The organism is Streptomyces sp. NPDC058646 (assembly GCF_042716875.1).
GTDB lineage: Bacteria > Actinomycetota > Actinomycetes > Streptomycetales > Streptomycetaceae > Streptomyces.
Genome location: NZ_JBHXRK010000023.1, coordinates 36,734 through 59,517 on the forward strand (window position 1 = coordinate 36,734; position 22,784 = coordinate 59,517).

The 22,784-nt window shown below is 71.3% G+C and carries 21 protein-coding genes and 1 riboswitch; of the genes, 10 read left to right on the forward strand and 11 right to left on the reverse strand.

What is annotated here, in order from left to right; translation table 11 throughout:
* Positions 1–66 precede the first annotated feature (66 nt).
* From pyrH to ACFWUZ_RS25860, 7 genes are all read left to right on the forward strand, one after another.
* Positions 67–846 carry a UMP kinase gene (gene pyrH / locus ACFWUZ_RS25830; protein ID WP_384377432.1) on the forward strand — a complete coding sequence of 260 codons (780 nt, stop codon included), beginning with the start codon at positions 67–69 and terminating at the stop codon, positions 844–846.
* Between the two features lie 85 nt (positions 847–931).
* Positions 932–1,489, forward strand: coding sequence for a ribosome recycling factor (gene frr / locus ACFWUZ_RS25835; RefSeq protein ID WP_031144133.1), 558 nt, complete (start codon positions 932–934; stop codon positions 1,487–1,489).
* Positions 1,489–2,565, forward strand: coding sequence for a phosphatidate cytidylyltransferase (locus tag ACFWUZ_RS25840; RefSeq protein WP_384377435.1), 1,077 nt, complete (start codon positions 1,489–1,491; stop codon positions 2,563–2,565). Before frr ends, ACFWUZ_RS25840 begins: the two co-directional genes overlap by 1 nt.
* A gap of 101 nt (positions 2,566–2,666) precedes the next feature.
* Positions 2,667–3,779 (forward strand): 23S rRNA (adenine(2503)-C(2))-methyltransferase RlmN, encoded by a 1,113-nt coding sequence (gene rlmN / locus ACFWUZ_RS25845; protein WP_384377438.1) that lies wholly within the window; start codon positions 2,667–2,669, stop codon positions 3,777–3,779.
* 58 nt (positions 3,780–3,837) lie between these two features.
* Positions 3,838–3,946: riboswitch (TPP riboswitch) on the forward strand.
* 87 nt (positions 3,947–4,033) lie between these two features.
* The gene (locus ACFWUZ_RS25850; RefSeq protein WP_384377441.1) at positions 4,034–5,128 is read left to right on the forward strand and encodes a thiamine ABC transporter substrate binding subunit; all 1,095 of its coding nucleotides are present in this window, start codon (positions 4,034–4,036) and stop codon (positions 5,126–5,128) included.
* 125 nt (positions 5,129–5,253) lie between these two features.
* Positions 5,254–6,870, forward strand: coding sequence for an ABC transporter permease (locus ACFWUZ_RS25855; RefSeq protein ID WP_384377659.1), 1,617 nt, complete (start codon positions 5,254–5,256; stop codon positions 6,868–6,870).
* Entirely contained in the window at positions 6,870–7,907 is a 1,038-nt protein-coding gene (locus ACFWUZ_RS25860; RefSeq protein WP_384377444.1) for an ABC transporter ATP-binding protein, read from the forward strand. The genes ACFWUZ_RS25855 and ACFWUZ_RS25860 overlap by 1 nt, the downstream gene beginning before the upstream one ends.
* Before the next feature lie 216 nt (positions 7,908–8,123).
* Here ACFWUZ_RS25860 and ACFWUZ_RS25865 read toward each other — a convergent pair whose 3' ends face one another.
* The 10 genes from ACFWUZ_RS25865 to ACFWUZ_RS25910 all read right to left on the reverse strand — a co-directional run bounded on the left by ACFWUZ_RS25865 (position 8,124) and on the right by ACFWUZ_RS25910 (position 17,923).
* The gene (locus ACFWUZ_RS25865) at positions 8,124–9,368 is read right to left on the reverse strand and encodes a cytochrome P450 (protein WP_384377447.1); all 1,245 of its coding nucleotides are present in this window, start codon (positions 9,366–9,368) and stop codon (positions 8,124–8,126) included.
* Positions 9,369–9,405: 37 nt separating this feature from the next.
* On the reverse strand, positions 9,406–10,812 hold the full coding sequence (locus ACFWUZ_RS25870) for an NAD(P)/FAD-dependent oxidoreductase (RefSeq protein ID WP_384377450.1): 1,407 nt from the start codon (positions 10,810–10,812) through the stop codon (positions 9,406–9,408).
* Positions 10,809–11,057 (reverse strand): ferredoxin, encoded by a 249-nt coding sequence (locus ACFWUZ_RS25875; protein ID WP_384377453.1) that lies wholly within the window; start codon positions 11,055–11,057, stop codon positions 10,809–10,811. Before ACFWUZ_RS25875 ends, ACFWUZ_RS25870 begins: the two co-directional genes overlap by 4 nt.
* 118 nt (positions 11,058–11,175) lie before the next feature.
* Complete coding sequence (locus tag ACFWUZ_RS25880) at positions 11,176–11,820, reverse strand: hypothetical protein (protein WP_384377455.1); 645 nt, start codon at positions 11,818–11,820, stop codon at positions 11,176–11,178.
* 98 nt (positions 11,821–11,918) lie between these two features.
* Positions 11,919–12,824 (reverse strand): hypothetical protein, encoded by a 906-nt coding sequence (locus ACFWUZ_RS25885; RefSeq protein ID WP_384377458.1) that lies wholly within the window; start codon positions 12,822–12,824, stop codon positions 11,919–11,921.
* Between the two features lie 80 nt (positions 12,825–12,904).
* The gene (locus tag ACFWUZ_RS25890) at positions 12,905–13,996 is read right to left on the reverse strand and encodes an LOG family protein (protein WP_384377461.1); all 1,092 of its coding nucleotides are present in this window, start codon (positions 13,994–13,996) and stop codon (positions 12,905–12,907) included.
* 26 nt (positions 13,997–14,022) lie between these two features.
* Positions 14,023–15,102, reverse strand: coding sequence for a hypothetical protein (locus ACFWUZ_RS25895; RefSeq protein ID WP_384377464.1), 1,080 nt, complete (start codon positions 15,100–15,102; stop codon positions 14,023–14,025).
* The gene (locus tag ACFWUZ_RS25900; protein ID WP_384377467.1) at positions 15,084–15,875 is read right to left on the reverse strand and encodes an ABC transporter ATP-binding protein; all 792 of its coding nucleotides are present in this window, start codon (positions 15,873–15,875) and stop codon (positions 15,084–15,086) included. The genes ACFWUZ_RS25895 and ACFWUZ_RS25900 overlap by 19 nt, the downstream gene beginning before the upstream one ends.
* Positions 15,876–16,055: 180 nt before the next feature.
* Complete coding sequence (locus tag ACFWUZ_RS25905; protein ID WP_384377470.1) at positions 16,056–17,435, reverse strand: aspartate aminotransferase family protein; 1,380 nt, start codon at positions 17,433–17,435, stop codon at positions 16,056–16,058.
* Positions 17,420–17,923: an Lrp/AsnC family transcriptional regulator gene (locus ACFWUZ_RS25910; RefSeq protein WP_031144106.1), complete on the reverse strand. Its 504-nt coding sequence runs from the start codon at positions 17,921–17,923 to the stop codon at positions 17,420–17,422. The genes ACFWUZ_RS25905 and ACFWUZ_RS25910 overlap by 16 nt, the downstream gene beginning before the upstream one ends.
* Positions 17,924–18,092: 169 nt before the next feature.
* On the opposite strand from ACFWUZ_RS25910, the gene ACFWUZ_RS25915 reads away from it, so the two are divergent.
* From ACFWUZ_RS25915 to ACFWUZ_RS25925, 3 genes are all read left to right on the forward strand, one after another.
* Positions 18,093–19,532 carry a gamma-aminobutyraldehyde dehydrogenase gene (locus tag ACFWUZ_RS25915; protein WP_384377473.1) on the forward strand — a complete coding sequence of 480 codons (1,440 nt, stop codon included), beginning with the start codon at positions 18,093–18,095 and terminating at the stop codon, positions 19,530–19,532.
* Between the two features lie 93 nt (positions 19,533–19,625).
* On the forward strand, positions 19,626–20,804 hold the full coding sequence (locus ACFWUZ_RS25920) for a PotD/PotF family extracellular solute-binding protein (RefSeq protein ID WP_384377476.1): 1,179 nt from the start codon (positions 19,626–19,628) through the stop codon (positions 20,802–20,804).
* An 87-nt stretch (positions 20,805–20,891) separates the two neighbouring features.
* Positions 20,892–21,407, forward strand: a complete 516-nt coding sequence (locus ACFWUZ_RS25925) for a hypothetical protein (protein ID WP_384377478.1) — start codon at positions 20,892–20,894, stop codon at positions 21,405–21,407.
* A 5-nt stretch (positions 21,408–21,412) separates the two neighbouring features.
* Here ACFWUZ_RS25925 and ACFWUZ_RS25930 read toward each other — a convergent pair whose 3' ends face one another.
* On the reverse strand, positions 21,413–22,642 hold the full coding sequence (locus tag ACFWUZ_RS25930; RefSeq protein WP_384377481.1) for a serine hydrolase domain-containing protein: 1,230 nt from the start codon (positions 22,640–22,642) through the stop codon (positions 21,413–21,415).
* Positions 22,643–22,784 lie beyond the last annotated feature (142 nt).

Sequence of the window (22,784 nt, forward strand, 5' to 3'; positions counted from 1 at the left end):
GCCGCAGAGGGAACCGCGAGGACCCACCGGCAATGGCCTTCTTCGTATGTGCACGAGGAGATCTCCATGAATCAGGGCGTGGACCCCCACACCGCATCCGACGACAAGAGCGACCAGGACAAGAAGGGCCGCCGCTTCATGCTGAAGCTGTCGGGCGAGGCCTTCTCCGGTGGCGGAGGGCTCGGCGTCGACCCCGACGTCGTCCACGCCATCGCGCGTGAGATCGCCGCGGTGGTCCGCGACGGCGCGGAGATCGCCGTCGTGATCGGCGGCGGCAACTTCTTCCGCGGCGCCGAGCTCCAGCAGCGCGGCATGGACCGGGCCCGGTCCGACTACATGGGCATGCTCGGCACCGTGATGAACTGCCTCGCCCTCCAGGACTTCCTGGAGAAGGAGGGCATCGACTCCCGCGTGCAGACCGCGATCACCATGGGCCAGGTCGCGGAGCCGTACATCCCGCTGCGCGCCGTGCGGCACCTGGAGAAGGGCCGCGTCGTCATCTTCGGCGCCGGCATGGGCATGCCGTACTTCTCCACCGACACCACGGCCGCCCAGCGCGCCCTGGAGATCGACGCCGAGGCCCTGCTCATGGGCAAGAACGGCGTCGACGGGGTCTACGACTCCGACCCCAAGAAGAACCCCGACGCGGTGAAGTTCGACGCGCTGGAGTACGGCGAGGTCCTCTCCCGCGACCTCAAGGTCGCGGACGCCACCGCCATCACCCTCTGCCGCGACAACAAGCTGCCGATCCTCGTCTTCGAGCTGCTCGCCGCGGGCAATATCGCCCGCGCCGTCAAGGGTGAGAAGATCGGCACGCTCGTCAGCGACCAGGGCACCCGGGCCTGAGCGGTCCGCTGCCCGGCCGAGCCCTGCCCGGCTCCGCCCGTCCCGCCCGCCCGAACCATCCATTCAAGACATGCAGGAGCACGTGGTGACCGAAGAGATCCTCCTCGAGGCCGAGGAGAAGATGGAAAAGGCCGTCGTCGTCGCCAAGGAAGACTTCGCCGCGATTCGCACCGGCCGTGCGCACCCGGCGATGTTCAACAAGATCGTGGCGGACTACTACGGCGCCATCACGCCCATCAACCAGCTCGCCTCCTTCTCGGTGCCCGAGCCGCGCATGGCGATCGTGACCCCGTTCGACAAGAGCGCGCTGCGCAACATCGAGCAGGCCATCCGCGACTCCGACCTCGGCGTCAACCCGAGCAACGACGGCAGCATCATCCGGGTGACCTTCCCCGAGCTGACGCAGGACCGCCGCAAGGAGTACATCAAGGTCGCGCGCACCAAGGCCGAGGACTCCAAGGTCTCGATCCGCGCCGTCCGCCGCAAGGCCAAGGACGCCCTCGACAAGCTCGTCAAGGACAAGGAAGCCGGCGAGGACGAGGTGCGCCGCGCCGAGAAGGAGCTCGACGACACCACCGCGAAGTACGTCGCGCAGGTGGACGAGCTGCTGAAGCACAAGGAAGCCGAGCTCCTCGAAGTCTGATGAACGACTCTTCCTGGCAGCCGGAGCCGGTTCCGGCGGGTCCCGCATACGATGCGCAGGCGGGCCCGCACACTCGGCCCATGCCCATCGTGCCCGATGCCGCCGGCCGTGACTTCGACGACCGGGAAGCACGCGATCGGGGGGCCGCCGCGGACCGCGGCCCCCTCTTCCGCGACGAGACGCCGCCGCAGGAGCCCATGCCCAGCCCCCCGCCTCCGCCTGCCCCGCAGCCGCAGGACGCCCCGCCCCCGCCGCCCAGGAAGCGCGCCGGGCGGGACCTGCGGGCCGCCATAGGGGTGGGCGTCGGCCTCGGCGCGGTGATCTTCGCCTCGCTCTTCGTCGTCAAGGCGGTCTTCGTCGGCGTCGTCGTCGTCGCGGTCGTGGTGGGCCTGTGGGAGCTGACCTCCCGGCTGCACGAGAAGAAGGGCATCAAGGCCCCGCTGGTACCGCTCGCGGTCGGTGGCGCGGCCATGGTCATCGCCGGCTACGTCCGGGGGGCCGAGGGCGCCTGGGTGGCCATGGCCCTGACCGCGCTCGCGGTCCTGGTCTGGCGGATGACCGAGCCGCCCGAGAACTACCTCAAGGACGTCACGGCCGGTGTCTTCGCGGCGTTCTACGTGCCCTTCCTCGCGACCTTCGTCGCGATGCTGCTCACCGCCGACGACGGTCCGCAGCGCGTGGTCACCTTCCTCGTCCTGACCGTGGTCAGCGACACGGGGGCCTACGCGGTGGGCTGGCGCTTCGGCAAGCACAAGCTCGCACCGCGCATCAGCCCCGGGAAGACCCGCGAGGGCCTGCTCGGCGCGGTGGCCTTCGCGATGGCGGCGGGTGCGCTGTGCATGGAGTTCCTCATCGACGGCGGAGCCTGGTGGCAGGGTCTCCTGCTGGGACTCGCGGTCGCGGTCAGCGCCACGCTGGGCGACCTCGGCGAGTCGATGATCAAGCGGGACCTGGGCATCAAGGACATGGGCACCCTGCTGCCGGGCCACGGCGGCATCATGGACCGGCTGGACTCGCTGCTGCCGACCGCCCCGGTGGTGTGGCTGCTGCTGGTGGCGTTCGTCGGCACCGGCTGAGCCGTTGACCTGCGAAAAGGCGCCGTGATACGCAGGGCGGTTACTCTTGGAAGGCGCGCTGCTTCTGCGGCGCGCCTTTCGTCTTACAAGGAGTACCTGCCATGGCCCGCCCTGTTCCGGGAGAGCTCACCTTCGTCGCCCCGCGCGGAGCCAAGAAGCCGCCCCGGCACCTCGCCGACCTCACTCCCGAGGAGCGCCGCGAGGCGGTCGCCGCGATCGGCGAGAAGCCGTTCCGGGCCAAGCAGCTCTCCCAGCACTACTTCGCCCGGTACGCGCACGACCCGGCGGAGTGGACGGACATCCCCGCCGCGTCCCGCGAGAAGCTCCAGCAGGAGCTGCTGCCGGACCTGATGAACGTCGTCCGGCACATCAGCTGCGACAACGACACCACCCGCAAGACCCTGTGGAAGCTGCACGACGGCACGCTCGTCGAGTCCGTGCTGATGCGCTACCCCGACCGGGTCACCATGTGCATCTCCTCGCAGGCCGGCTGCGGGATGAACTGCCCGTTCTGTGCCACCGGCCAGGCGGGGCTGGACCGCAACCTCTCCACCGCCGAGATCGTGCACCAGATCGTGGACGGCATGCGCGCCCTGCGCGACGGCGAGGTCCCCGGTGGTCCGGCCCGGCTCTCGAACATCGTCTTCATGGGCATGGGCGAGCCGCTGGCCAACTACAAGCGCGTCGTCGGCGCCATCCGCCGCCTCACCGACCCCGAGCCGGACGGCCTGGGCCTGTCGCAGCGCGGCATCACCGTCTCCACCGTGGGCCTGGTCCCGGCCATGCTGCGCTTCGCCGACGAGGGCTTCAAGTGCCGTCTCGCCGTCTCGCTGCACGCGCCCGACGACGAGCTGCGCGACACCCTCGTACCCGTGAACACGCGGTGGAACGTCCGTGAGGTCCTGGACGCGGCGTGGGAGTACGCGGAGAAGTCCGGCCGCCGGATCTCGATCGAGTACGCGCTGATCCGCGACATCAACGACCACGCCTGGCGCGGCGACCTGCTCGGCAAGCTGCTCAAGGGCAAGCGCGTGCACGTCAACCTCATCCCGCTGAACCCGACGCCCGGTTCGAAGTGGACCGCCTCGCGGCCCGAGGACGAGAAGGCCTTCGTGGAGGCCATCGCCCGGCACGGGGTGCCCGTGACCGTACGGGACACCCGGGGCCAGGAGATCGACGGCGCGTGCGGTCAGCTGGCCGCATCGGAACGCTAGCCTCCATTTACGGCCGGTGACATTCGGCCGCGGGGTACCCTGTGGCCGAACCAATTTCATATTCCGACAGGGGAGCGCCACAGCGCTGAGAGTGCGGGACCGTCATCCGCAGACCCTCTGAACCTCGCCCCGGTCATTCGGGGTAGGAAGTTCGGTCATCACTCAAGCTGTTGCGCCCTGCCCAGGCGACCGCTCCCACCAGAGCGCCGGGCAGGGCCGCGTCTTCTCCTGGTCATCCCAGGAGGAATACACCAGTGAGCACCACCAGGAAGTTCGCGGGGGCCGCACTCGCGGCTGCCCTCGGCGTCACCACACTCAGCGCGTGCGGAGGCGGCGGGGCCACGGACAAGTCCGCGGGCGACGCCCCCGCGTCCAAGACCGTCACGCTCGTCTCCCACGACTCCTTCAACGCGACCGAGGCGGTCCTGAAGGAGTTCGAGCAGCAGAGCGGCTACACCGTCAAGGTGCTCAAGTCCGGGGACGCGGGCGCGGCGCTCAACCAGGAGATCCTCACCAAGGGCTCCCCGCGCGGCGACGTCTTCTTCGGCGTGGACAACACCCTCCTCTCGCGCGCCCTCGACAACGGCATCTTCACGCCGTACGAGGCCAAGGGCCTGGGCGAGGTGAAGCCGGAGTTCCAGCTCGACAAGGAGCACCGGGTCACCCCGATCGACTCCGGCGACGTCTGCGTCAACTACGACAAGGCGTACTTCGCCGAGAAGAAGATCGCTCCGCCGCAGACGCTGGACGACCTGATCAAGCCCGAGTACAAGAACCTGCTGGTCACCGAGAACGCCGCGACCTCCTCGCCCGGGCTCGGTTTCCTGCTCGCCTCCGTCGGCAAGTACGGCGAGGACGGCTGGAAGGACTACTGGAGCAAGCTGAAGGCCAACGGCGTCGAGGTCGTCGACGGCTGGGAGCAGGCCTACAACGAGCGCTTCTCCGGCTCCGCGGGGGGCAAGAAGGCCAAGGGCGACCGCCCGCTGGTCGTCTCCTACGCCTCCAGCCCGCCGGTCGAGGTGCTGTACGCCGATCCGCAGCCGGCCGAGGCCCCGACGGGCGTCGCCACCGGCACCTGCTTCCGCCAGATCGAGTTCGCGGGTCTGCTGAAGGGCGCGAAGAACGAGGAGGGCGGCAAGGCGCTCCTCGACTTCCTGATCGGCAAGAAGTTCCAGGAGGACATGCCCCTCCAGATGTTCGTGAACCCGGTGGCGAAGGACGCTGCCCTGCCGGAACTGTTCACGAAGCACGGTGTGGTGATCGAGAAGCCGGAGAACGTCACGCCGGACACCATCGCCAAGAACCGTGAGCAGTGGGTCAAGGCATGGACCTCGCTCGTCGTGAAGTAGGCGGTACCGCGGGTGCGGGCACGGCGCCGGGGGGCGCCGTGCCCGCACCCGGGCCGGGCTCCGGCTCCGGACCGGGACGCGGGTCCCGGCAGCGGCGCCGGGCCGCCGGGGCGCGGCTCGCCCTGATGGCCGTGCCCCTCGCCTTCTTCGGGCTGTTCTTCGCCTACCCCGTCGCCGCGATCGTCGGGCGCGGACTCAAGAACGGCGAAGGCTGGCAGTTCGGCCGCTTCGGCGAGGTGCTGGCCCGTCCCGACATCGCCGGCGTGCTGTGGTTCACCACCTGGCAGGCACTCGCCTCCACGGGGCTCACCCTGCTGATCGGGCTCCCCGCCGCGTACGTCTTCGCGCGGCTCGAATTCCCCGGCAAACAGCTCCTGCGCGCCGTGGTCACCATCCCCTTCGTACTGCCGACCGTGGTCGTCGGCACCGCCTTCCTCGCGCTCGTCGGACGCGGCGGGCTGCTGGACGAGCTGTGGGGCGTCCGGCTGGACACCACCGTCTGGGCGATCCTGCTCGCGCACGTCTTCTTCAACTACGCGGTCGTCGTACGGACCGTCGGCGGCCTGTGGGCGCAGCTGGACCCGCGCCAGGAAGAGGCCGCCCGGGTCCTGGGAGCGGGACGGTTCGCCGCCTGGCGGCGGGTGACGCTGCCCGCGCTGGTCCCGGCGGTCGCCGCCGCCTCGCTGATGGTGTTCCTCTTCACCTTCACCTCCTTCGGCGTCGTGCAGATCCTGGGCGGACCCTCGTACTCCACCCTGGAGGTGGAGGTCTACCGGCAGACCGCGCAGCTCCTGGACCTGCCCACCGCCGCCGTGCTGACGATGGTGCAGTTCGCGGCCGTCGGCGCGATCCTGGCCGTCCACGCGTGGACGGTCCGCAAACGGGAGACGGCGCTGCGGCTGGTGGATCCGGGGCGCACCGCGCACCGGCCGGCCGGCTGGGCCCAGCGGGCGCTGCTCGGCGGGGTGCTGCTGACGGTGGCGCTGCTGATCCTGGCGCCGCTGGCCGTCCTCGTGGAGCGGTCCTTCGACGCACCCGGCGGGTACGGCTTCGGCTTCTACCGGGCGCTCCAGGACGAGGCCGCCGGGGGAGGAACCTTCCTGGTGCCGCCGCTGGAGGCGATCTGGAACTCCCTGCAGTACGCGCTCGCCGCCACCGCCATCGCGCTGGTCGTCGGCGGGCTCGCCGCCGCGGCGCTGACCCGGCGCGGCGGCCGCTTCGTACGCGGTTTCGACGCCCTGCTGATGCTGCCGCTCGGGGTGTCCGCGGTGACGGTGGGCTTCGGCTTCCTGATCACCCTGGACGAACCGCCGCTGGACCTGCGGACCTCCTGGATCCTGGTGCCGCTGGCACAGGCCCTGGTGGGCGTGCCGTTCGTCGTGCGGACCATGCTGCCGGTGCTGCGGGCCGTGGACGGACGGCTGCGGGAGGCGGCCGCCGTGCTCGGCGCGTCTCCGCTGCGGGCGTGGCGCGAGGTGGACCTGCCGCTGGTGCGGCGGGCGCTGCTGATCGCCGCGGGCTTCGCCTTCGCCATCTCCCTGGGCGAGTTCGGCGCGACCGTCTTCATCGCCCGGCCGGACCAGCCGACGCTGCCCGTGGCGGTGGCCCGGCTGCTGGGGCGGGCCGGTGAGCTGAACTACGGGCAGGCGATGGCCCTGAGCACGATTCTGATGCTGGTGTGCGCGGTGTCCTTGCTGGCGCTGGAGCGGCTGCGTCCCGACAAGACCTCCGGAGAGTTCTGATGACACTGCTCCAGCTGGAAGGGGTGTCGGTCCGCTTCGGTGGACGTGCGGACGGGCACGCCCTGGACGGCGTGGACCTCGCGGTCGCCGAGCACGAGATCGTGTGCGTGCTGGGTCCGAGCGGAAGCGGGAAGTCCACCCTGCTGCGGGTCGTCGCCGGCCTCCAGCAGGTGTCCGGTGGCCGGGTACTGCTGGGCGGCGCCGACCAGGCCCGGGTGCCCGTGCACCGCCGGGGCGTGGGCCTGATGTTCCAGGACCATCAGCTCTTCCCGCACCGGGACGTCGGCGCCAACGTCTCCTTCGGGCTGCGGATGCGGGGCGCCGCGCGCGCCTCGTACGAGGCCCAGGTCGAGCAGCTCCTCGCACTGGTCGGCCTGCCCGGGGCCCGGGGCCGGGCGGTGGCCTCGCTGTCGGGCGGTGAGCAGCAGCGGGTCGCGCTGGCCCGTGCGCTGGCGCCCTCGCCCCGGCTGCTCATGCTGGACGAGCCGCTGGGGCAGCTGGACCGGGGGCTGCGGGAGCGGCTCGTGGTGGAGCTGCGGGGGCTGTTCAGCCGGCTGGGCACCACCGTGCTGGCCGTCACCCACGACCAGGGCGAGGCCTTCGCGCTCGCCGACCGGGTGGTGGTGATGCGCGACGGGCGCATCGCCCAGGCCGGGACCCCGCTGGAGGTGTGGCAGCGGCCGGCCTCCGAGTTCGTGGCGCGGTTCCTGGGCTTCGAGAACGTGGTCCCGGCGGCGGTCTCGGGCGACGCCGCGGCCACCCCGTGGGGCAAGGTGCCGGTCCCCGCCGGGTCCCCGGAAGGGGAGCGGCAGCTGTTGATCCGGCCCGCCGGGGTGCTGCTCGGGGAGGACGGGCTCGCCTGCGAGGTGCTGTCGCGGACCTTCCGGGGGACGCACGTCGCCCTGCTCCTGCGGCCGGAGTCGGGCCCGGAGCTGGAGGCCGAATGCGGACTGGCCGGCGCCCCGGCCGCGGGGGACCGGGTCCGGGTCTCCTTCGCCCCGTCCGAGGTGGTGCTCCTGCCGGAGGCGCGGTCCTAGGCGCTGTCGTCGAAGTGGCGCCCGGCGGGTCTCCCGGCAACACCTCCGAGCCTCCACGGCGGGTCCCGCTGCTCCTGGACGTCCCTGATGTGGCGTCAGAGGCCGTTCGGGGCCGGGTGCGGTGCTCCCCGACCAAGTGCGGCGAGGGCGAACACCAGGCCGGCCCCCGGCCCGCGGTTCGCCGGCGGCGGCGAACTCGCCGTTGGCATCCGCCCCTTAGGAGCGGATGCCGTCGCAGGAGATCGGCAGGTGCCGGGGGCCGCGCAGGACGGCGTTCTGCCGGTACGGGGGCGGGTCCTCCAGCAGTTGCGGGTTCTCCAGCCTGCGGGCCAGTTCGCTCAGCGCCAGATGGGCCTCCTGCCGGGCCAGCGGGGCCCCGAAGCAGCTGTGGATGCCGCTGCCGAGTCCGAGGTGCTGGATGTCCTTGCGGTCCGGGTCGAAGCGGTCCGGGTCCTCGAAGCGCTTCGGGTCCCGGTTTCCGGACGCCAGGATCAGCCACAGGGACGCGCCCTCGGGGATCGTGACCCCGGAGACCTCGATGTCGCAGAGGGTGCTGCGCTGGGGCAGCAGCTGCACGGGAGGCTCGTACCGCAGGAGTTCCTCGACGATCGGCACGGCCAGCTCCGGTGCCCCGCGCAGCCGCTGGAGGACGTCCGGGTGGCGCAGCAGGGTCAGCATGCCGTTGGTGATCAGGTTGACGGTGGTCTCGTGGCCCGCGATCAGCAGCAGCGCGGAGGTGCTCAGCACCTCCATGGTGGTCATCGACCCGTCCGGGCCGTCCGCCGTCGCCAGCTGGGACAGCATGTCCTCACCGGGGTCCTTGCGGCGTTCCTCGATCAGCCCGGCCAGGTACATGCCGAGTTCCATGCGGGCGTCCATGGCGCCCTTGCCGTGCTGGGCGGGGTCCGCGTCCGGGTCGGGGTCCAGGCTGGCGGCGAGGGTCTCCGCCCACACGTGGAACCGCGGCTCGTCCTCCCGGGGCACCCCGAGCAGCCGGCAGATCACCGACACCGGGAACGGGTACGCGAACTGGTCGACCAGGTCGATCCGGTCCAGGTTCCCCGTCCCGGCGATGCCGTCGATCAGCCCGGAGACGAGGCCGCCGAGCTCCCCCCGCATGTCGTGCACCCGGTGGGGGGAGTGCGGCGGCCCGAACGGCCGGTTCGTCATGCGCCGCAGCCGGTCGTGGTCCGGCGGGTCGAGCTTGAGGAACGACGGGGGCAGGGTCGCGCCCCCCTCCCCGGCCTGACCGAGCGGATCCTCCCCGGTGGTCTTCAGGCTGCGCGCGTCGGAGCTGATCCGGGGGTCGTGGAGGAGGCTCTGGATCTCGTAGTACGTGCTGACGACGTACGGGCCGTCCCCGTCGTGGGAGACCGGCGTCCTGCGGAGCTCCTCGTACAGCGGGTACGGGTTCGCGCGGTTCGCGTAGTCGATGATCTCCCGCAGGATGGCTTGTGTCATGACGGGTCCTCGTGATCCTCGGGGGAGGGCGCGGTGGTCAGTGGCGCGCGGGGGTGAAGGTCATCTTCCGGTCGGCCGGCGAGTAGCCGCTGAGGGTGATGGTCGGCCCGTGGCTCGGCACCGAGGGGTCCGGGAAGTCCGCCGGCATCGGCTTGGTCCCCTCCGGCCTGCGGTCCACCGTGGCGAAGGGCGGCGGGAACGGCGCGGTCGACTCGATCTGCTGCTCGTAGAACGGGAGCCACCGGCACTGGTCGAAGGTGACGGCGGCGATGACGCGTCCCTGGTAGCCGTAGACGGCCGCGAACCTGCGCTCGGCGCGCGAGCCCTGGGTGAAGAGGATCTCGGTCCCCATCGGCGGCACCCCGACGGACTTGATGTTCACGCCGAACTGGGAGGACCAGAAGGCCGGGACCCACAGATGGGGGCGGCGGTCCGCGCTCTCGCTGAGCATGTTGTGCGCCGCGGTGTCGGCCTGTGCCACCGCGTTGCCCCAGTGCTCCAGCGACAGGAACTGGTAGCCGAAGAGGGCGTGCGGGGAGCGTGCCACGTCACCCGCCACATAGATGTCGTCGGTGACGATGCCCCGGATGTCGAAGGCCCGGCAACCTGCGTCGCACGCGATGCCCCGGGGGCCCGCGCCGAGGCCCGAACCGGAGAGCCACTCGGTGTTGCGCTGCGCGCCCAGGCAGACGACCACCACCTCGGCCTCCACGGTGGAGCCGTCGGAGAGGTGGGCGGCGCGGACCCGGCCCGAGGGGTCGCCCTCCAGCCGGGTCACCATGACCCCGGTGCGCAGGTCCACCCCGTGCTCGCGGTGCATCTCGGCCGCGACCTCACCGATCACCCCGCCGAGCGCGCCGACCAGCGGCGCGGCGCCCCGTTCGGCGACGGTGACCTCCAGGCCGCGTTCGCGGCAGGCGGAAGCGATCTCGGAGCCCGTGAAACCGGCTCCGATGACGAGGACCCGGCGGGGGCCGGCGGCCAGGGCCCGCTGGAGCCCTTCGCCGTCGTCCCGGGTGCGCAGGACGAAGACCCCGTCGAGGGCGCCCTCGTCCTCGACGGGCCACGGCCGGGCCCGTACGCCGGTCGCGATGAGCAGCCGGTCGTACTCGACCTCGTCCCCGTTGCCGAGCCGGACCCGCCGCGCGGCCATGTCGAGGCCGGTCGCGGGGACCCCGAGCCGCCAGTCGGCGTCGACGGCCCGGCGGCGGGGGAGCGCGGTGTGGTCCGCGACCGCGTTGCCCAGCAGGACCTGCTTGGACAGCGGAGGCCGGTCGTACGGCTCGTACGGTTCGTCGCCGATCATCGTGAGCGAACCGGCGAAGCCCTTCTCGCGCATGGTCTCAGCGGCCCGCAGACCGGCCAGCGAAGCGCCGACGACGACGATGCGGCCCTCCCGCTTGAGCCGCTCCAGGGCCCCGTCGTGCGCTCCCGCACCGGTCACCGCGCGCCTCCGGAACCGGCTCCGGCCCCGGCCGTCCGGGGGACCCTGTCCTCGTCCGTGGCCTCCACGAGGATGGCGCCGACCGGACAGGCGGCCACGGCGCGGGCGACGTTCTCCCGTTGCTCCTCGGCCGCCTCCGGGTTGTACAGCAGCGACTCGTCGCCGTGCATGGCGAACACGTCGGGAGCCAGGAAGGCGCACTGCGCGTACCCCTGGCAGCGGTTGAGGTCGACGACAAGCCTCATGACGGCTCCGCCTTTCGTCGGCGTGACTCGCCCCCGTCGCCCCCGACCCCCGCCCCTCCCTTTCCACCAGCATGCGCGCGGGCCGCGGCGACCGCTTGCTGGACTGGAAAGCAGCAGGTCACATGAGGTCGGGGCGGTTCGGGCCGGTCCCTGCGGACGGTCCGCGCCGGGCTCGCAGGATGTGGATGCTGAGGACCAGTGCCCAGGCCGGGAACAGCAGCTCGGACCACGGCAGTCCGGAACCGACGACGATCAGGACCAGGCCGACGAGCGTGCCCAGGAGGGCCAGCGAGCGGGGGAAGACGCCGAGCATCCGGCCGATCGTCGAGGTCGCGAGGACGAAGACGGCGGCCATGCGCATCGCGTAGGTGGACAGCAGCGTGTAGGCGTAGTGGCGGCCGAAGCCCGAGGGCGTGCCCTCCGCCAGTACGGTGCCCGCCGCCGCGGCGGCGACGAACAGGGTGGCCACGAAGACGAAGCCGCTGCCGAGGAACACGGTGGCGACGAACCGGTCCTCGGCCTCGCCCGTGTGCGCGCGCAGGGCGCCCATGAACCACAGGAAGAAGATGCCCGCGAACGGCACGATCTCCAGAGCCACCTGGATCGCCCAGCGCCGGTCCGGGTCGACGGGGGCGTCGGCGGCGTCCCCCGAGGGGATGGCGATGCGCATCAGGACGATCGCCGCCGCGAGCAGGAGGGCGAAGGCGATCCCGGCCGTCCCGGCGGCCCGCGGTGTCTTCAGCCGGTCGGTGCTGGGCTCCACGGGCCCCTCGCTCTCTCCCCCGGTCCAGCAAGCAGCAGTCACCGCCGCGCCACCACCGGGGACGGCCGGCCGGGTGAAGCCCCCGGCCGGCCGCCGGGTCAGCCGACCGGCTCGGGGACGCGGGCCGGGGACTCCTCCTCGGCGCCGTCGTGATTGCCGAACCAGGCGACGGCCACCGCGCCCGCCACCGCCAGCACGAAGCCGAGCACGGCCAGCCAGGCCAGGCCCGGCCGGGAGGCGTCACCCAGCCACAGGACGCCGATCGCGCCCGGGAGCACCGTCTCGCCGACCACCAGGGCCGCCGTGGCGCCGTTCACCGAGCCGATCTGCAGGGCGACCGTGTGCAGGTACATGCCGCCGAAACCCGCCACGAGGATGGCGTAGAGGGCCGGGTCGGTGAGGAGGGCGCCCAGGTCGAAGGGGTCGATCCCGTTCAGGATGCGGACGCCGACACCCAGGGCGCCGAAGGCCAGGCCGGAGAGCAGACCCGCGAGGACAGCGGCCCGGGCGCCCAGGAAGCGTACGGCGACGGTGCCGCCCACGATGATCAGCAGGGTGACGGCCAGCAGCCACCAGTGCGTGGACATCGGCGCGTGGTGGCCGCCCTCGTGGCCCGCGGCCGTCGCCAGCAGCACCAGGGCCGTGCAGACGACGCCGATCGAGGCCCATTCCTTACGGGTGAGCCTGATGCCGAGCATCTTCACGCTCAGCACGGCCGTGATCACCAGGTTGGCGCTGATCACGGTCTGGGAGAGGAAGAGGGGCAGCATCCGGGCGGCGAGCGCGCCCAGCCCGAACCCCACGAAGTCCAGGATCGTCCCGACGATGAATTCCCAGGTCATCGCCGCCTTGGCGGTGGACGACAGGTTGGGGCCGCCGTGCGCGGTCACCCCGGCGGCGGGCGGCGACATCCGGGCGGCGCGGCGCGATCCCACGGCTTGCAGGACGGACCCCGTGCCGTAGCAGATGGACGCCGCGACAGCGGTCAACAAACCTATGAGCACCGAGGGCTCCGTTCACGTCTGGCAGGTTGTGCAGTACCTCTGCCAGACGTGTGAATCGGCCAGGAAGTTGCCTCTGCGGGTCAACGCATTCCGGCGAGTGCCCCCGGGACCTCGTCCACCGAGTCGACGAGCGCGATCCGGGACTCCATCGCGCGGCCCCGTGCCAGGGCCTGGAGCAGGGGCCACGCCGGCAGGTGCTCCGTCCAGTGGGTGCGGCCGACCAGAACCATCGGCGTCGCCTCGCCGCGCGACCCGTAGTAGTTCGGCGTCGCGTTGTCGAAGATCTCCTGGACGGTGCCGGCGGCGCCCGGCAGGAAGACCACGCCCGCGGTGGACCGGGCCAGCAGCCCGTCCTCCCGGGTGGCGTTCGCGAAGTACTTGGCGACGTGGCCGGCGAAGGCGTTCGGCGGCTCGTGCCCGTAGAACCAGGTCGGGATGCCCACGGAGTCGCCGCCGCCGGGCCAGCGGTCCCGTACGTCGAACGCCGCCCGGGCCCAGTCGGACACCGACGGCACGAAGGAGGGCGTCTTGGCGAGCAGTTCCAGCGCCTCCGGGAGGGCCTCGTCGGGGGCCGGGGCCAGGTAGGCGCCGAGGTTGGCCGCCTCCATCGCGCCCGGGCCGCCGCCGGTGGCGACCGTCAGCCCGGACCGGGTCAGGGCCCGGCCCAGTTCCGCCGCGCCGCGGTAGTCCGTACCGCCGCGGGACATCGCGTGGCCGCCCATCACGCCCACGACCGGGGCGCCCGCGAGGTGCTCGTCGAGGGCGTCGGAGACGGCGTCGTCGTGGATGGAGCGCAGCATCGAGGAGAAGACGTCCCCGTCGGACACGGTCTCCTGGAACCAGGCGTACGCCTGGGCGTCCGGGGTCGCCTCGTACCCGGCGGCCAGACCGGCGAAGAGCTCCTCCGGCGTGTAGAGCAGACCGCGGTACGGGTTGAACGGCAGGTCCGGTACGGGAGGGAAGACCAGGGCCCCGTCGGCGCGGACCTTCGCCGAGGCGTCGGGCTCCATGGCGCAGCCCAGGAACACGGCCACCGAGGTGTCGGCGGACAGCAGCGCGAAGGTCCGCTCCAGCAGGTTGACCGACTGGATCCGGTAGCCGCTGAGCGAGCCGCGGGCGGCGACCTGGTCGAATTCGGCGAGCGTCTCGATCTCGATGTCTGGGTTGACCATTCGGCCCACCCTAAGCGCTGCTTCCGTCAGCGGGTCAACGCCAGCGACGTCAGCTGCGCCACACCCCAGCTGACCGGTACGCACACCGCGATCAGCGCCGTGGCCCGCAAACTCGCGGCCGTACGCAGGACCTTGGCCGGGGCGCCCAGGTCGAGCAGGGCGTCGCGGCCGGCGGCGCGGGCCTGGCGTGCCTCCACCGCGGATGTGAGAAGGGTCGCGGCGGCGCACAGCGCGACCAGCGCGGCGGCCGGCCCGGACAGCGGACCCAGCGGAAGGAGCAGCCCGCCCCGGTCCCGCAGGGCCAGGGCGCTGAGCGCTCCGGCGCCGATCGCGCAGAGCACGCCCAGCGGCGGGCCCAGCCGCGGGGCCTCCTCCTGCAGGGTCCGCCCGGCCAGCAGCCGCAGCCCGCCCGGCCGGGCCGCCGCCATCAGGGTCCCGCCCGCGTAGGCCAGGCCCGGTCCGGCGAGGGCGAGCCCGATCGCGGTCAGGCACCAGCCGGTCAGCATCCCGGCGCCGCCCCGGCCGGCGTACGCCTCGACGGCCAGGCCGCACGCGGTGAGGGTGATGCCCCAGGGCAGCCCGGACTGCGGGGCGAGCGGGCGCCGGGTGCCCGGGCGCAGGGCGAGGGCGGTGGCGGCCGAGGCGGTCAGCGGGACCAGCGCGAGCAGGGTGAGGGCGGCCGCCAGGGGCAGCGGCCGGCCGGCGTGGAGCAGCGGGCCCCCCGCTCCGTCGAAGGGCAGCCCGGCCAGGTCACCGCGCAGGTGGAGGAAGGCGGCCAGGGCCAGGGCGCTGCCGAGGGTGCAGGCGACGGCGGTGGAGATCGCCGCGACCAGGGTGAGCCGCACGGGCCCCAGCCCGGCGGCGTCGAGCCCTTCCCGGGGCCGTGTCGCGGGGTCGGTCCGGGCCACGGCGACGGCGAAGTGGACGGTGGCGGCCAGCGGGACCAGGGCCCACAGCAGGCGAGGGAACGATCCGGCGGGCCGGTCCAGGGCCTCCGCGAGCACGTACAGCAGCAGGAAGCCGGTACCGGCCGAGGCCGCCGCCACCAGCAGCCGGCGCAGCTGGACGAGCGGACGGGAGCCGCGGGCTAGACGGAGAGCCAGCACGCGGCCTGCCCCTCGGTGGTCTCGGAGGCGGTCGGCTCCGCTCCCGCCGTGCCCAGCGCGGCGGCGGCCGCGGCGGGCCTGCCGTCGAGCAGCGGCAGGCGGCGGTCGGCGGCGGCCGCGCTCTCCTCGTCGTGGGTGGCCAGCAGCACGGTGATGCCGTGCGAGCGGGCGGCGGTGGTCAGCGTACGCAGCAGCCGGGAGCGTTCGGCCCGGTGCAGGGGGGCTGTGGGCTCGTCGGCGAAGACCACCGCGGGCTCGTTGACGAGGGCCCGTGCCAGGGCCACCCGCTGGGCCTCGCCACGGGTGAGGGCGGTGGGGCGCTTGCGGGCGAAGCCGCCGATGTCGAGCCGGTCCAGCCAGGCGAAGGCGGCGTGCCGGGCGCTGCGGTGGGAGGCGCCGGCCATCAGCAGCGGCAGGGCCGCGTTCTCCCACACCTTCAGCTCGGGCAGCAGCTGGGGCTCGGGGCCGATCCAGCCGAACCGGTCGCGGCGCAGCCGCTCGCGGGCCGCGGGGGCCATGGTGTGCACGGGGACGCTGTTGAACCAGACCTCGCCCTGCTCGGGCAGCAGCTGCCCGGACAGGCAGCGCAGCAGGGTCGTCTTGCCGCAGCCGCGGGGGCCGGTGAGCGCCAGGATCTCGCCCTGGCGGACTCCGGCGGAGACGCCGACGAGGCCGGGCGAGCCGCTGTGGGAGTAGTGCAGGGACCGCGCCCAGAGCAGGTCTTCCTGGGGTGGGGCGCTGTCGGGCGGGGCATTGTCCGTGGGAGCCACCATGGCGTACACCTCCGTCCGGGGGAACGAAGCGGAACCGGTTCGGTCACTGGCGCCGCACTGAGATGTAAAGAGATGAACGTCTTGGATGCTGACAGCACACGGCCCGGACCCCCGCGTTCTCACTCGAACGGAGGATCCGGGCCGTGTTTCGGGCCGTCGGGCCGGGGCTGAGGGGACCGCTTACAGCTTGGTCCACGCCTCGGTGAGCACGCTCCGCAGGATGCCCTCGATCTCGTCGAAGGTGCCCTGGTCGGCGATCAGCGGCGGCGCGAGCTGGATGACCGGGTCGCCGCGGTCGTCGGCACGGCAATACAGGCCGTTCTCGAAGAGCGCCTTGGAGAGGAAGCCGTAGAGCACGCGCTCCGTCTCCTCGTCCGTGAAGGACTCCTTGGTGGCCTTGTCCTTGACGAGCTCGATGCCGTAGAAGAAGCCGTTGCCGCGGACGTCGCCGACGATCGGGAGGTCGTGCAGCTTCTTCAGGGTGTCGAAGAAGTTGCCCTCCTGGTCCAGCACGTGCTGGTTCAGGCCTTCCTTGTCGAAGATGTCGAGGTTGGCCAGCGCCACCGCGGAGGACACCGGGTGGCCGCCGAAGGTGTAGCCGTGCAGGAAGGTGTTGTCGCCCTTGTAGAAGGGCTCCGCGAGGCGGTCGGAGATGATGCAGGCGCCGATCGGGGAGTAGCCCGAGGTCATGCCCTTGGCACAGGTGATCATGTCCGGCACGTAGTCGAACTTGTCACAGGCGAACATCGTGCCGAGGCGGCCGAAGGCGCAGATCGTCTCGTCGGAGACGAGCAGCACGTCGTACTCGTCGCAGATCTCGCGGACCCGCTGGAAGTATCCGGGCGGCGGCGGGAAGCAGCCGCCGGCGTTCTGCACGGGCTCCAGGAAGACGGCCGCGACGGTGTCGGCGCCCTCGAAGAGGATCTCCTGCTCGATCTGGTCGGCGCACCAGCGGCCGTAGGCCTCGGGGTCGTCGCCGTAGATCGGGGCGCGGTAGATGTTGGTGTTCGGCACCTTGTGCGCGCCGGGGACCAGCGGCTCGAAGGGGGCCTTCAGGGCCGGCAGGCCCGTGATGGACAGGGCGCCCTGCGGGGTGCCGTGGTAGGCGACCGCACGCGAGATGACCTTGTACTTGGTGTGCTTGCCCTGGAGCTTGAAGTACTGCTTCGCGAGCTTCCAGGCGGTCTCGACGGCCTCGCCGCCACCGGTGGTGAAGAAGACCTTGTTCAGGTCGCCCGGGGCGTAGTGGGCGAGGCGCTCGGCGAGCTCCACGGCCTTGGGGTGCGCGTACGACCAGATGGGGAAGAACGCGAGTTCCTGGGCCTGCTTGTAGGCGACCTCGGCCAGTTCCTTGCGGCCGTGACCGGCGTTGACCACGAACAGTCCGGCGAGACCGTCGAGGTAGCGCTTGCCCTTGTCGTCCCAGATGTAGGTGCCCTCGCCCCGGACGATGGTGGGGACGGGGGAGTTCTCGTAGGACGACATGCGGGTGAAGTGCATCCACAGGTGGTCGTACGCGGTTTTGGAGAGGTCCTGGCTCACGGTTATCGGGTTCCCCACATGTAGGTCTGCTTCTTCAGCTTCAGGTAAACGAAGCTTTCGGTGGATCGCACGCCGGGGAGCGTGCGGATCTTCTTGTTGATCGTCTCGAGCAGGTGGTCGTCGTCCTCGCAGACGATCTCCACCATCAGGTCGAACGATCCGGCGGTCATCACCACGTATTCGCACTCCGCCATCGCGGTGAGTGCGTCCGCCACCGGGTCGAGGTCTCCCTCGACGTTGATCCCGACCATGGCCTGGCGTCGCAGGCCCACGGTGAGCGGGTCGGTGACGGCGACGATCTGCATGACGCCCTGGTCGAGGAGCTTCTGTACGCGCTGGCGTACGGCGGCCTCCGACAGGCCGACCGCCTTACCGATCGCTGCGTAGGGACGGCGTCCGTCCTCCTGCAGTTGCTCGATGATCGCCAGGGACACAGCATCGACCGAAGGGGACGGTTGTCTGTTCCTGGAATCTGCGCTTCGACTGACCACGACCTCACTGTGCACGAGGAGTCGTCTGTTCCGCAAGACGGAATCGATGAAATCCGTTGTTTGGGAGTCGGGATCTCACTGATTTCGTAGTTCGTGGCGTCCGGCCCTGTCGAAAGCGTCGGCGGACGAGCTAGGCTGGGGAGTCGTCTCAACCATTGGACATGTGATCAGGAGTGTGGCTGGAGTGACCACCGAACTGCGTCGTCTGCGCAACTACATCGGCGGGGAGTTCAAGGACGCCGCCGACGGGCGGACCACCGAGGTGGTCAACCCCGCCACCGGCGAGGCGTACGCCACCGCCCCCCTCTCGGGCCAGGCCGATGTGGACGCCGCCATGGCGGCCGCCGCGGCCGCCTTCCCGGGCTGGCGCGACACCACCCCCTCGGAGCGGCAGAAGGCCCTGCTGAAGATCGCGGACGCCTTCGAGGCGCGCGCGGACGAGCTCGTCGCCGCCGAGTCGGAGAACACCGGCAAGCCGCTGGGCCTGACGGCCAGCGAGGAGCTGCCGCCGATGGTGGACCAGATCCGCTTCTTCGCGGGTGCCGCCCGGCTGCTGGAGGGCCGCTCGGCCGGCGAGTACATGGAGGGGATGACCTCGATCATCCGCCGTGAGCCCGTCGGTGTCTGCGCCCAGGTCGCGCCGTGGAACTACCCGATGATGATGGCCGTCTGGAAGTTCGCCCCGGCCATCGCCGCGGGCAACACCGTGGTGCTCAAGCCCTCGGACACCACCCCGGCCTCCACCGTCCTGATGGCGGAGATCATCGACTCGGTGCTGCCCAAGGGCGTCTTCAACGTCATCTGCGGTGACCGCGAGACCGGCAAGGCCATGGTCGAGCACTCCACCCCGGCGATGGCCTCCATCACCGGTTCGGTGCGTGCGGGCATGCAGGTCGCCGAGAGCGCCTCGAAGGACGTCAAGCGCGTCCACCTGGAGCTCGGCGGCAAGGCGCCGGTCGTGGTCTTCCAGGACGCCGACATCGCCAAGGCCGTCGAGGACATCGCGGTCGCCGGCTACTTCAACGCAGGCCAGGACTGCACCGCCGCCACCCGCGTGCTCGTGCACGAGTCGATCCACGACGAGTTCGTCTCCGCGCTCGCCAAGGCCGCCGCCGACACCAAGACCGGCCAGCCGGACGACGAGGACGTGCTCTACGGCCCGCTGAACAACCCGAACCAGCTCAAGCAGGTCGCGGGCTTCATCGAGCGTCTGCCCGCCCACGCCAAGGTCGAGGCGGGCGGCCACCAGGTCGGCGAGAAGGGCTACTTCTACGCCCCGACCGTCGTCTCCGGCCTCAAGCAGGACGACGAGATCATCCAGAACGAGGTCTTCGGCCCCGTCATCACCGTCCAGTCCTTCACGGACGAGGCCCAGGCCGTGGAGTACGCGAACGGCGTCGAGTTCGCCCTCGCCTCCTCGGTGTGGACCAAGGACCACGGCCGCGCGATGCGCATGTCCAAGAACCTCGACTTCGGCTGCGTGTGGATCAACACCCACATCCCGCTCGTCGCCGAGATGCCCCACGGCGGCTTCAAGAAGTCCGGCTACGGCAAGGACCTCTCCGCCTACGGCTTCGAGGACTACACGCGCATCAAGCACGTGATGACCTCGCTCGACGGCTGACCGGCAGCACCGGTCACAGCACAGCGCCGAAGGGGCGGGCAGGAGACAACATGTCTATTGCCCGCCCCTTCGGGTTCCCCCGAGGCTGGGCCCATGCCTCAACTCGCCTTCTCCCGCCGTGCCGTGCTGCGCGGCCTCGGTGCCACGGGTCTGCCGGCCGCCCTGACCGGCTGCGGAGTACCCGCCGCGTACGTCCCCGAGGACCGGCGTGAAGGACCCGACCGGTCCGAGCGGGACCGTACGGTCTCCTTCTCCAACTGGCCGCTGTACATCGACACCGACGAGGAGGACGAGGAGCGCAGGCCGACGCTGGAGGCCTTCTCGGAGCAGACGGGCATCGAGGTCCGGTACACCGAGGAGATCAACGACAACGACGAGTTCTTCGGCAAGGTCGGCCCGGCCCTGATGAACCGCCAGGAGACGGGCCACGACCTGGTCGTGGTCAGCGACTGGATGGCCGCCCGCTTCGTCCACCTGGGCTGGGCCCAGAAGATGGACCGCCCGGCGCAGTCCAACGTGACCCGGTACCTGGACCCGCAGCTGCGCTCGCCCGCCTTCGACGAGGGCCGGCTCCACACGGTCCCCTGGCAGTCGGGGATCACCGGCATCGCCTACAACCGCAAGGCACTGGGCCGGGAGATCAAGTCGGTCCAGGACCTGTGGCGGCCCGACCTCGCGGGCAAGGTCACCCTCTTCTCCGGCCTCGACGAGTCCTTCGCCCTGCTCATGCAGGGCAACGGCGTGGACGTGACCCGCTGGACGGATGCCGACTTCCACCGGATGTGCGACCAGGTCGAGGCCATGGTGCGGAAGAAGCACATCCGCCGCTTCACCGGCAACGACTACACCTCCGACCTGAGCAAGGGTGACGTCCTCGCCTGCCAGGCCTACTCCGGCGACGCCATCCAGCTCCAGGCGGACAACCCGGACATCGAGTTCGTGGTCCCGGAAGAGGGCGCCGAACTCTGGGCGGAGAGCCTGCTCGTGCCCAACCTCGCCCGGCACAAGGCCAATGCCGAAGCCCTGATCGACCACTACTACGCCCCCGAGGTGGCTGCCGAGCTGGCCGCCTCCGTCAACTACGTGTGCCCGGTCCCGGCCGCGCGCGAGGTCCTGGCCGGCTCCGAGGACAGGGAGACCGCCGAACTGGCCGAGCATCCGCTGATCTTCCCCGACGAGGACATGCGCCGGCGGCTCGTCGTGGCCCGGGACATCTCCTCCGCCGAACGCCGCTCCCTCGCCAAGCGCTGGAACGCCGTCGTCGGACTCTGACCACGGCCGCCACCACGGGACTGAACAGACTGAACAGGTTCAGGAATATTGCTGAACGCGTTCAGAAACTGCCGTACGCTGTCTCCCATGAGCGAGAGAAGCGCCCTGAAGCGGCGGATCCGTGCCTGGTTGGTCCTGTTCCTCGTCTGCTTGGTACTCAGCGGACTCACGGCCTTCCCCCTGGTCAGCGAGATCCGCTGGGCCAACGCCCTGGTGGACAACGCGTGGCTGCGCCGGGTCGGTGACGGGCTGGACCGGGCCGATGCCGAGTACCCCTTCCTCCTCTACGGCACCGACTGGCTGGCCTTCGCGCACCTCTGCATCGCCGTCTTCTTCTACGGGGTCCACCGCGACCCCGTCCGCAACATCTGGATCGTCGAGGCCGGCATGATCGCCTGCGCCGGCATCATCCCGCTGGCCCTGATCTGCGGCCCGATCCGAGGCATCCCCGTCTGGTGGAGCGTCATCGACATGTCGTTCGGCGTCTTCGGGGTGATCCCGCTGCTGATCCTGCGCCGCATGATCAAGCGCCTGGAAGCCATGCCGGAACCCGGGGCCACGGCCATGGCCGGGCCGGGGCCCCGGACCGCCGTCGCCGCCTGACCCGGTTACTTCGCGAAGGCCGCCATGACAACACCGAGGGCGACCCGGTTCATGTCCTTGCCCTTGGCGTCGGTGGAGTTCACCGAGTAGACGAGGGTCCGCGACCCGTCGAGCGTGCCGCCTATCGCCGTGTTGTAGCCGTGGCGGCCGCCGGCCTTGCCCCAGATCTCCGTACCGTCGGGCAGGACGATCCGGGAGAAGCCGGCTGTGAGCGCGGCGGGCCTGCCGGTCTCGAAGTCGTTCACCGCCGGCACGGCGAACATGGTCTCCTTCAGTAGGGCCTTCGGCACGATCCGCCCGTCGAACAGGGCGACGGTGAAACGCTCCAGATCGGCCGTCGTCGAGATCATGTCGCCCGCCGCCCAGCGGTCCGACGAGTTCCACACGGTCACGTCGCGCAGCTCCCGCGAGCCGTCCGCCCGGGTCAGCGCCTGGTACCCGTGGTTGTGCGGCCCCGGTATGCGGGTCCCGAAACGGCCCGGGAACGAGGTGCCCCGCAGCCCCAGCGGCTTCAGGATGCGCTCCGAGACCGCCCGCTCGTACGTCGTTCCCGTCAGCTCCTCGATCAGTACGCCCAGGATCGTGTAGTTGATGTTCAGGTAGCGCTGGGCCTCGCCCGCGGGGAACTCCGGCCCCTTGGCCAGGGCTTCGGCGATCTGCCGGCGGGGATCGGTCACGTCGAACCGGTGGTCCCACTGCGCCTCGAAGGAGTCGCCCGGCCCGTCCGCCGCCCGGACACCGCTCGTGTAGTTCAGCAACTGCCGCACCGTCACCGGCTTTTCGAAGCTCGCGGGAAAGAGTCCCGGCAGGTACTCCCGCACCGGACGGTCCAGCTCCACCCGGCCTTCGGCCGCCAGCTGCAGCACCACCGCCGAGGTGAACGTCTTCGTCACCGAACCGGCACGGAACCGGCCGTGCTCGATCGCCGCGCGCCCGCTGCGGATGTCCGCGACACCCGAACTCCCCTGCCAGCTGCCGCTCGTGCCACCCACCCGGACCAGCGCGGCGGTCGCGTCCCCGTGCTGCGCGCCGAGCCCCGCGATCGCCTTCTCCAGCGCCCTCGCGTCCGGCGGCGCCGAGAACACGGGCACTCCGGCCGAGACACCGGGCCCGGAGGGTCCCTGGGCGGCGGCCGCCGGGGCCGTCCGTTCCGGTGCCGCGTGTGCGACAGCCGGGCCGGACGCGATCCCCAGGACCAGAGCGGCGGCGATCAGCGTGCGCGTCTTCGCGTTCATGGTGTCCTCCCCCTGTGAGTCATCGGGGCCGTGCCGCCCCGATGACTCAATGCTGCAGGTCACCGGGGTGCTTGCGGATCACCCGCGGGAGGGGTCTTCGCCGGTACGACAACTCCCTCCCGCGAGGGAGGCGCCACGCCGC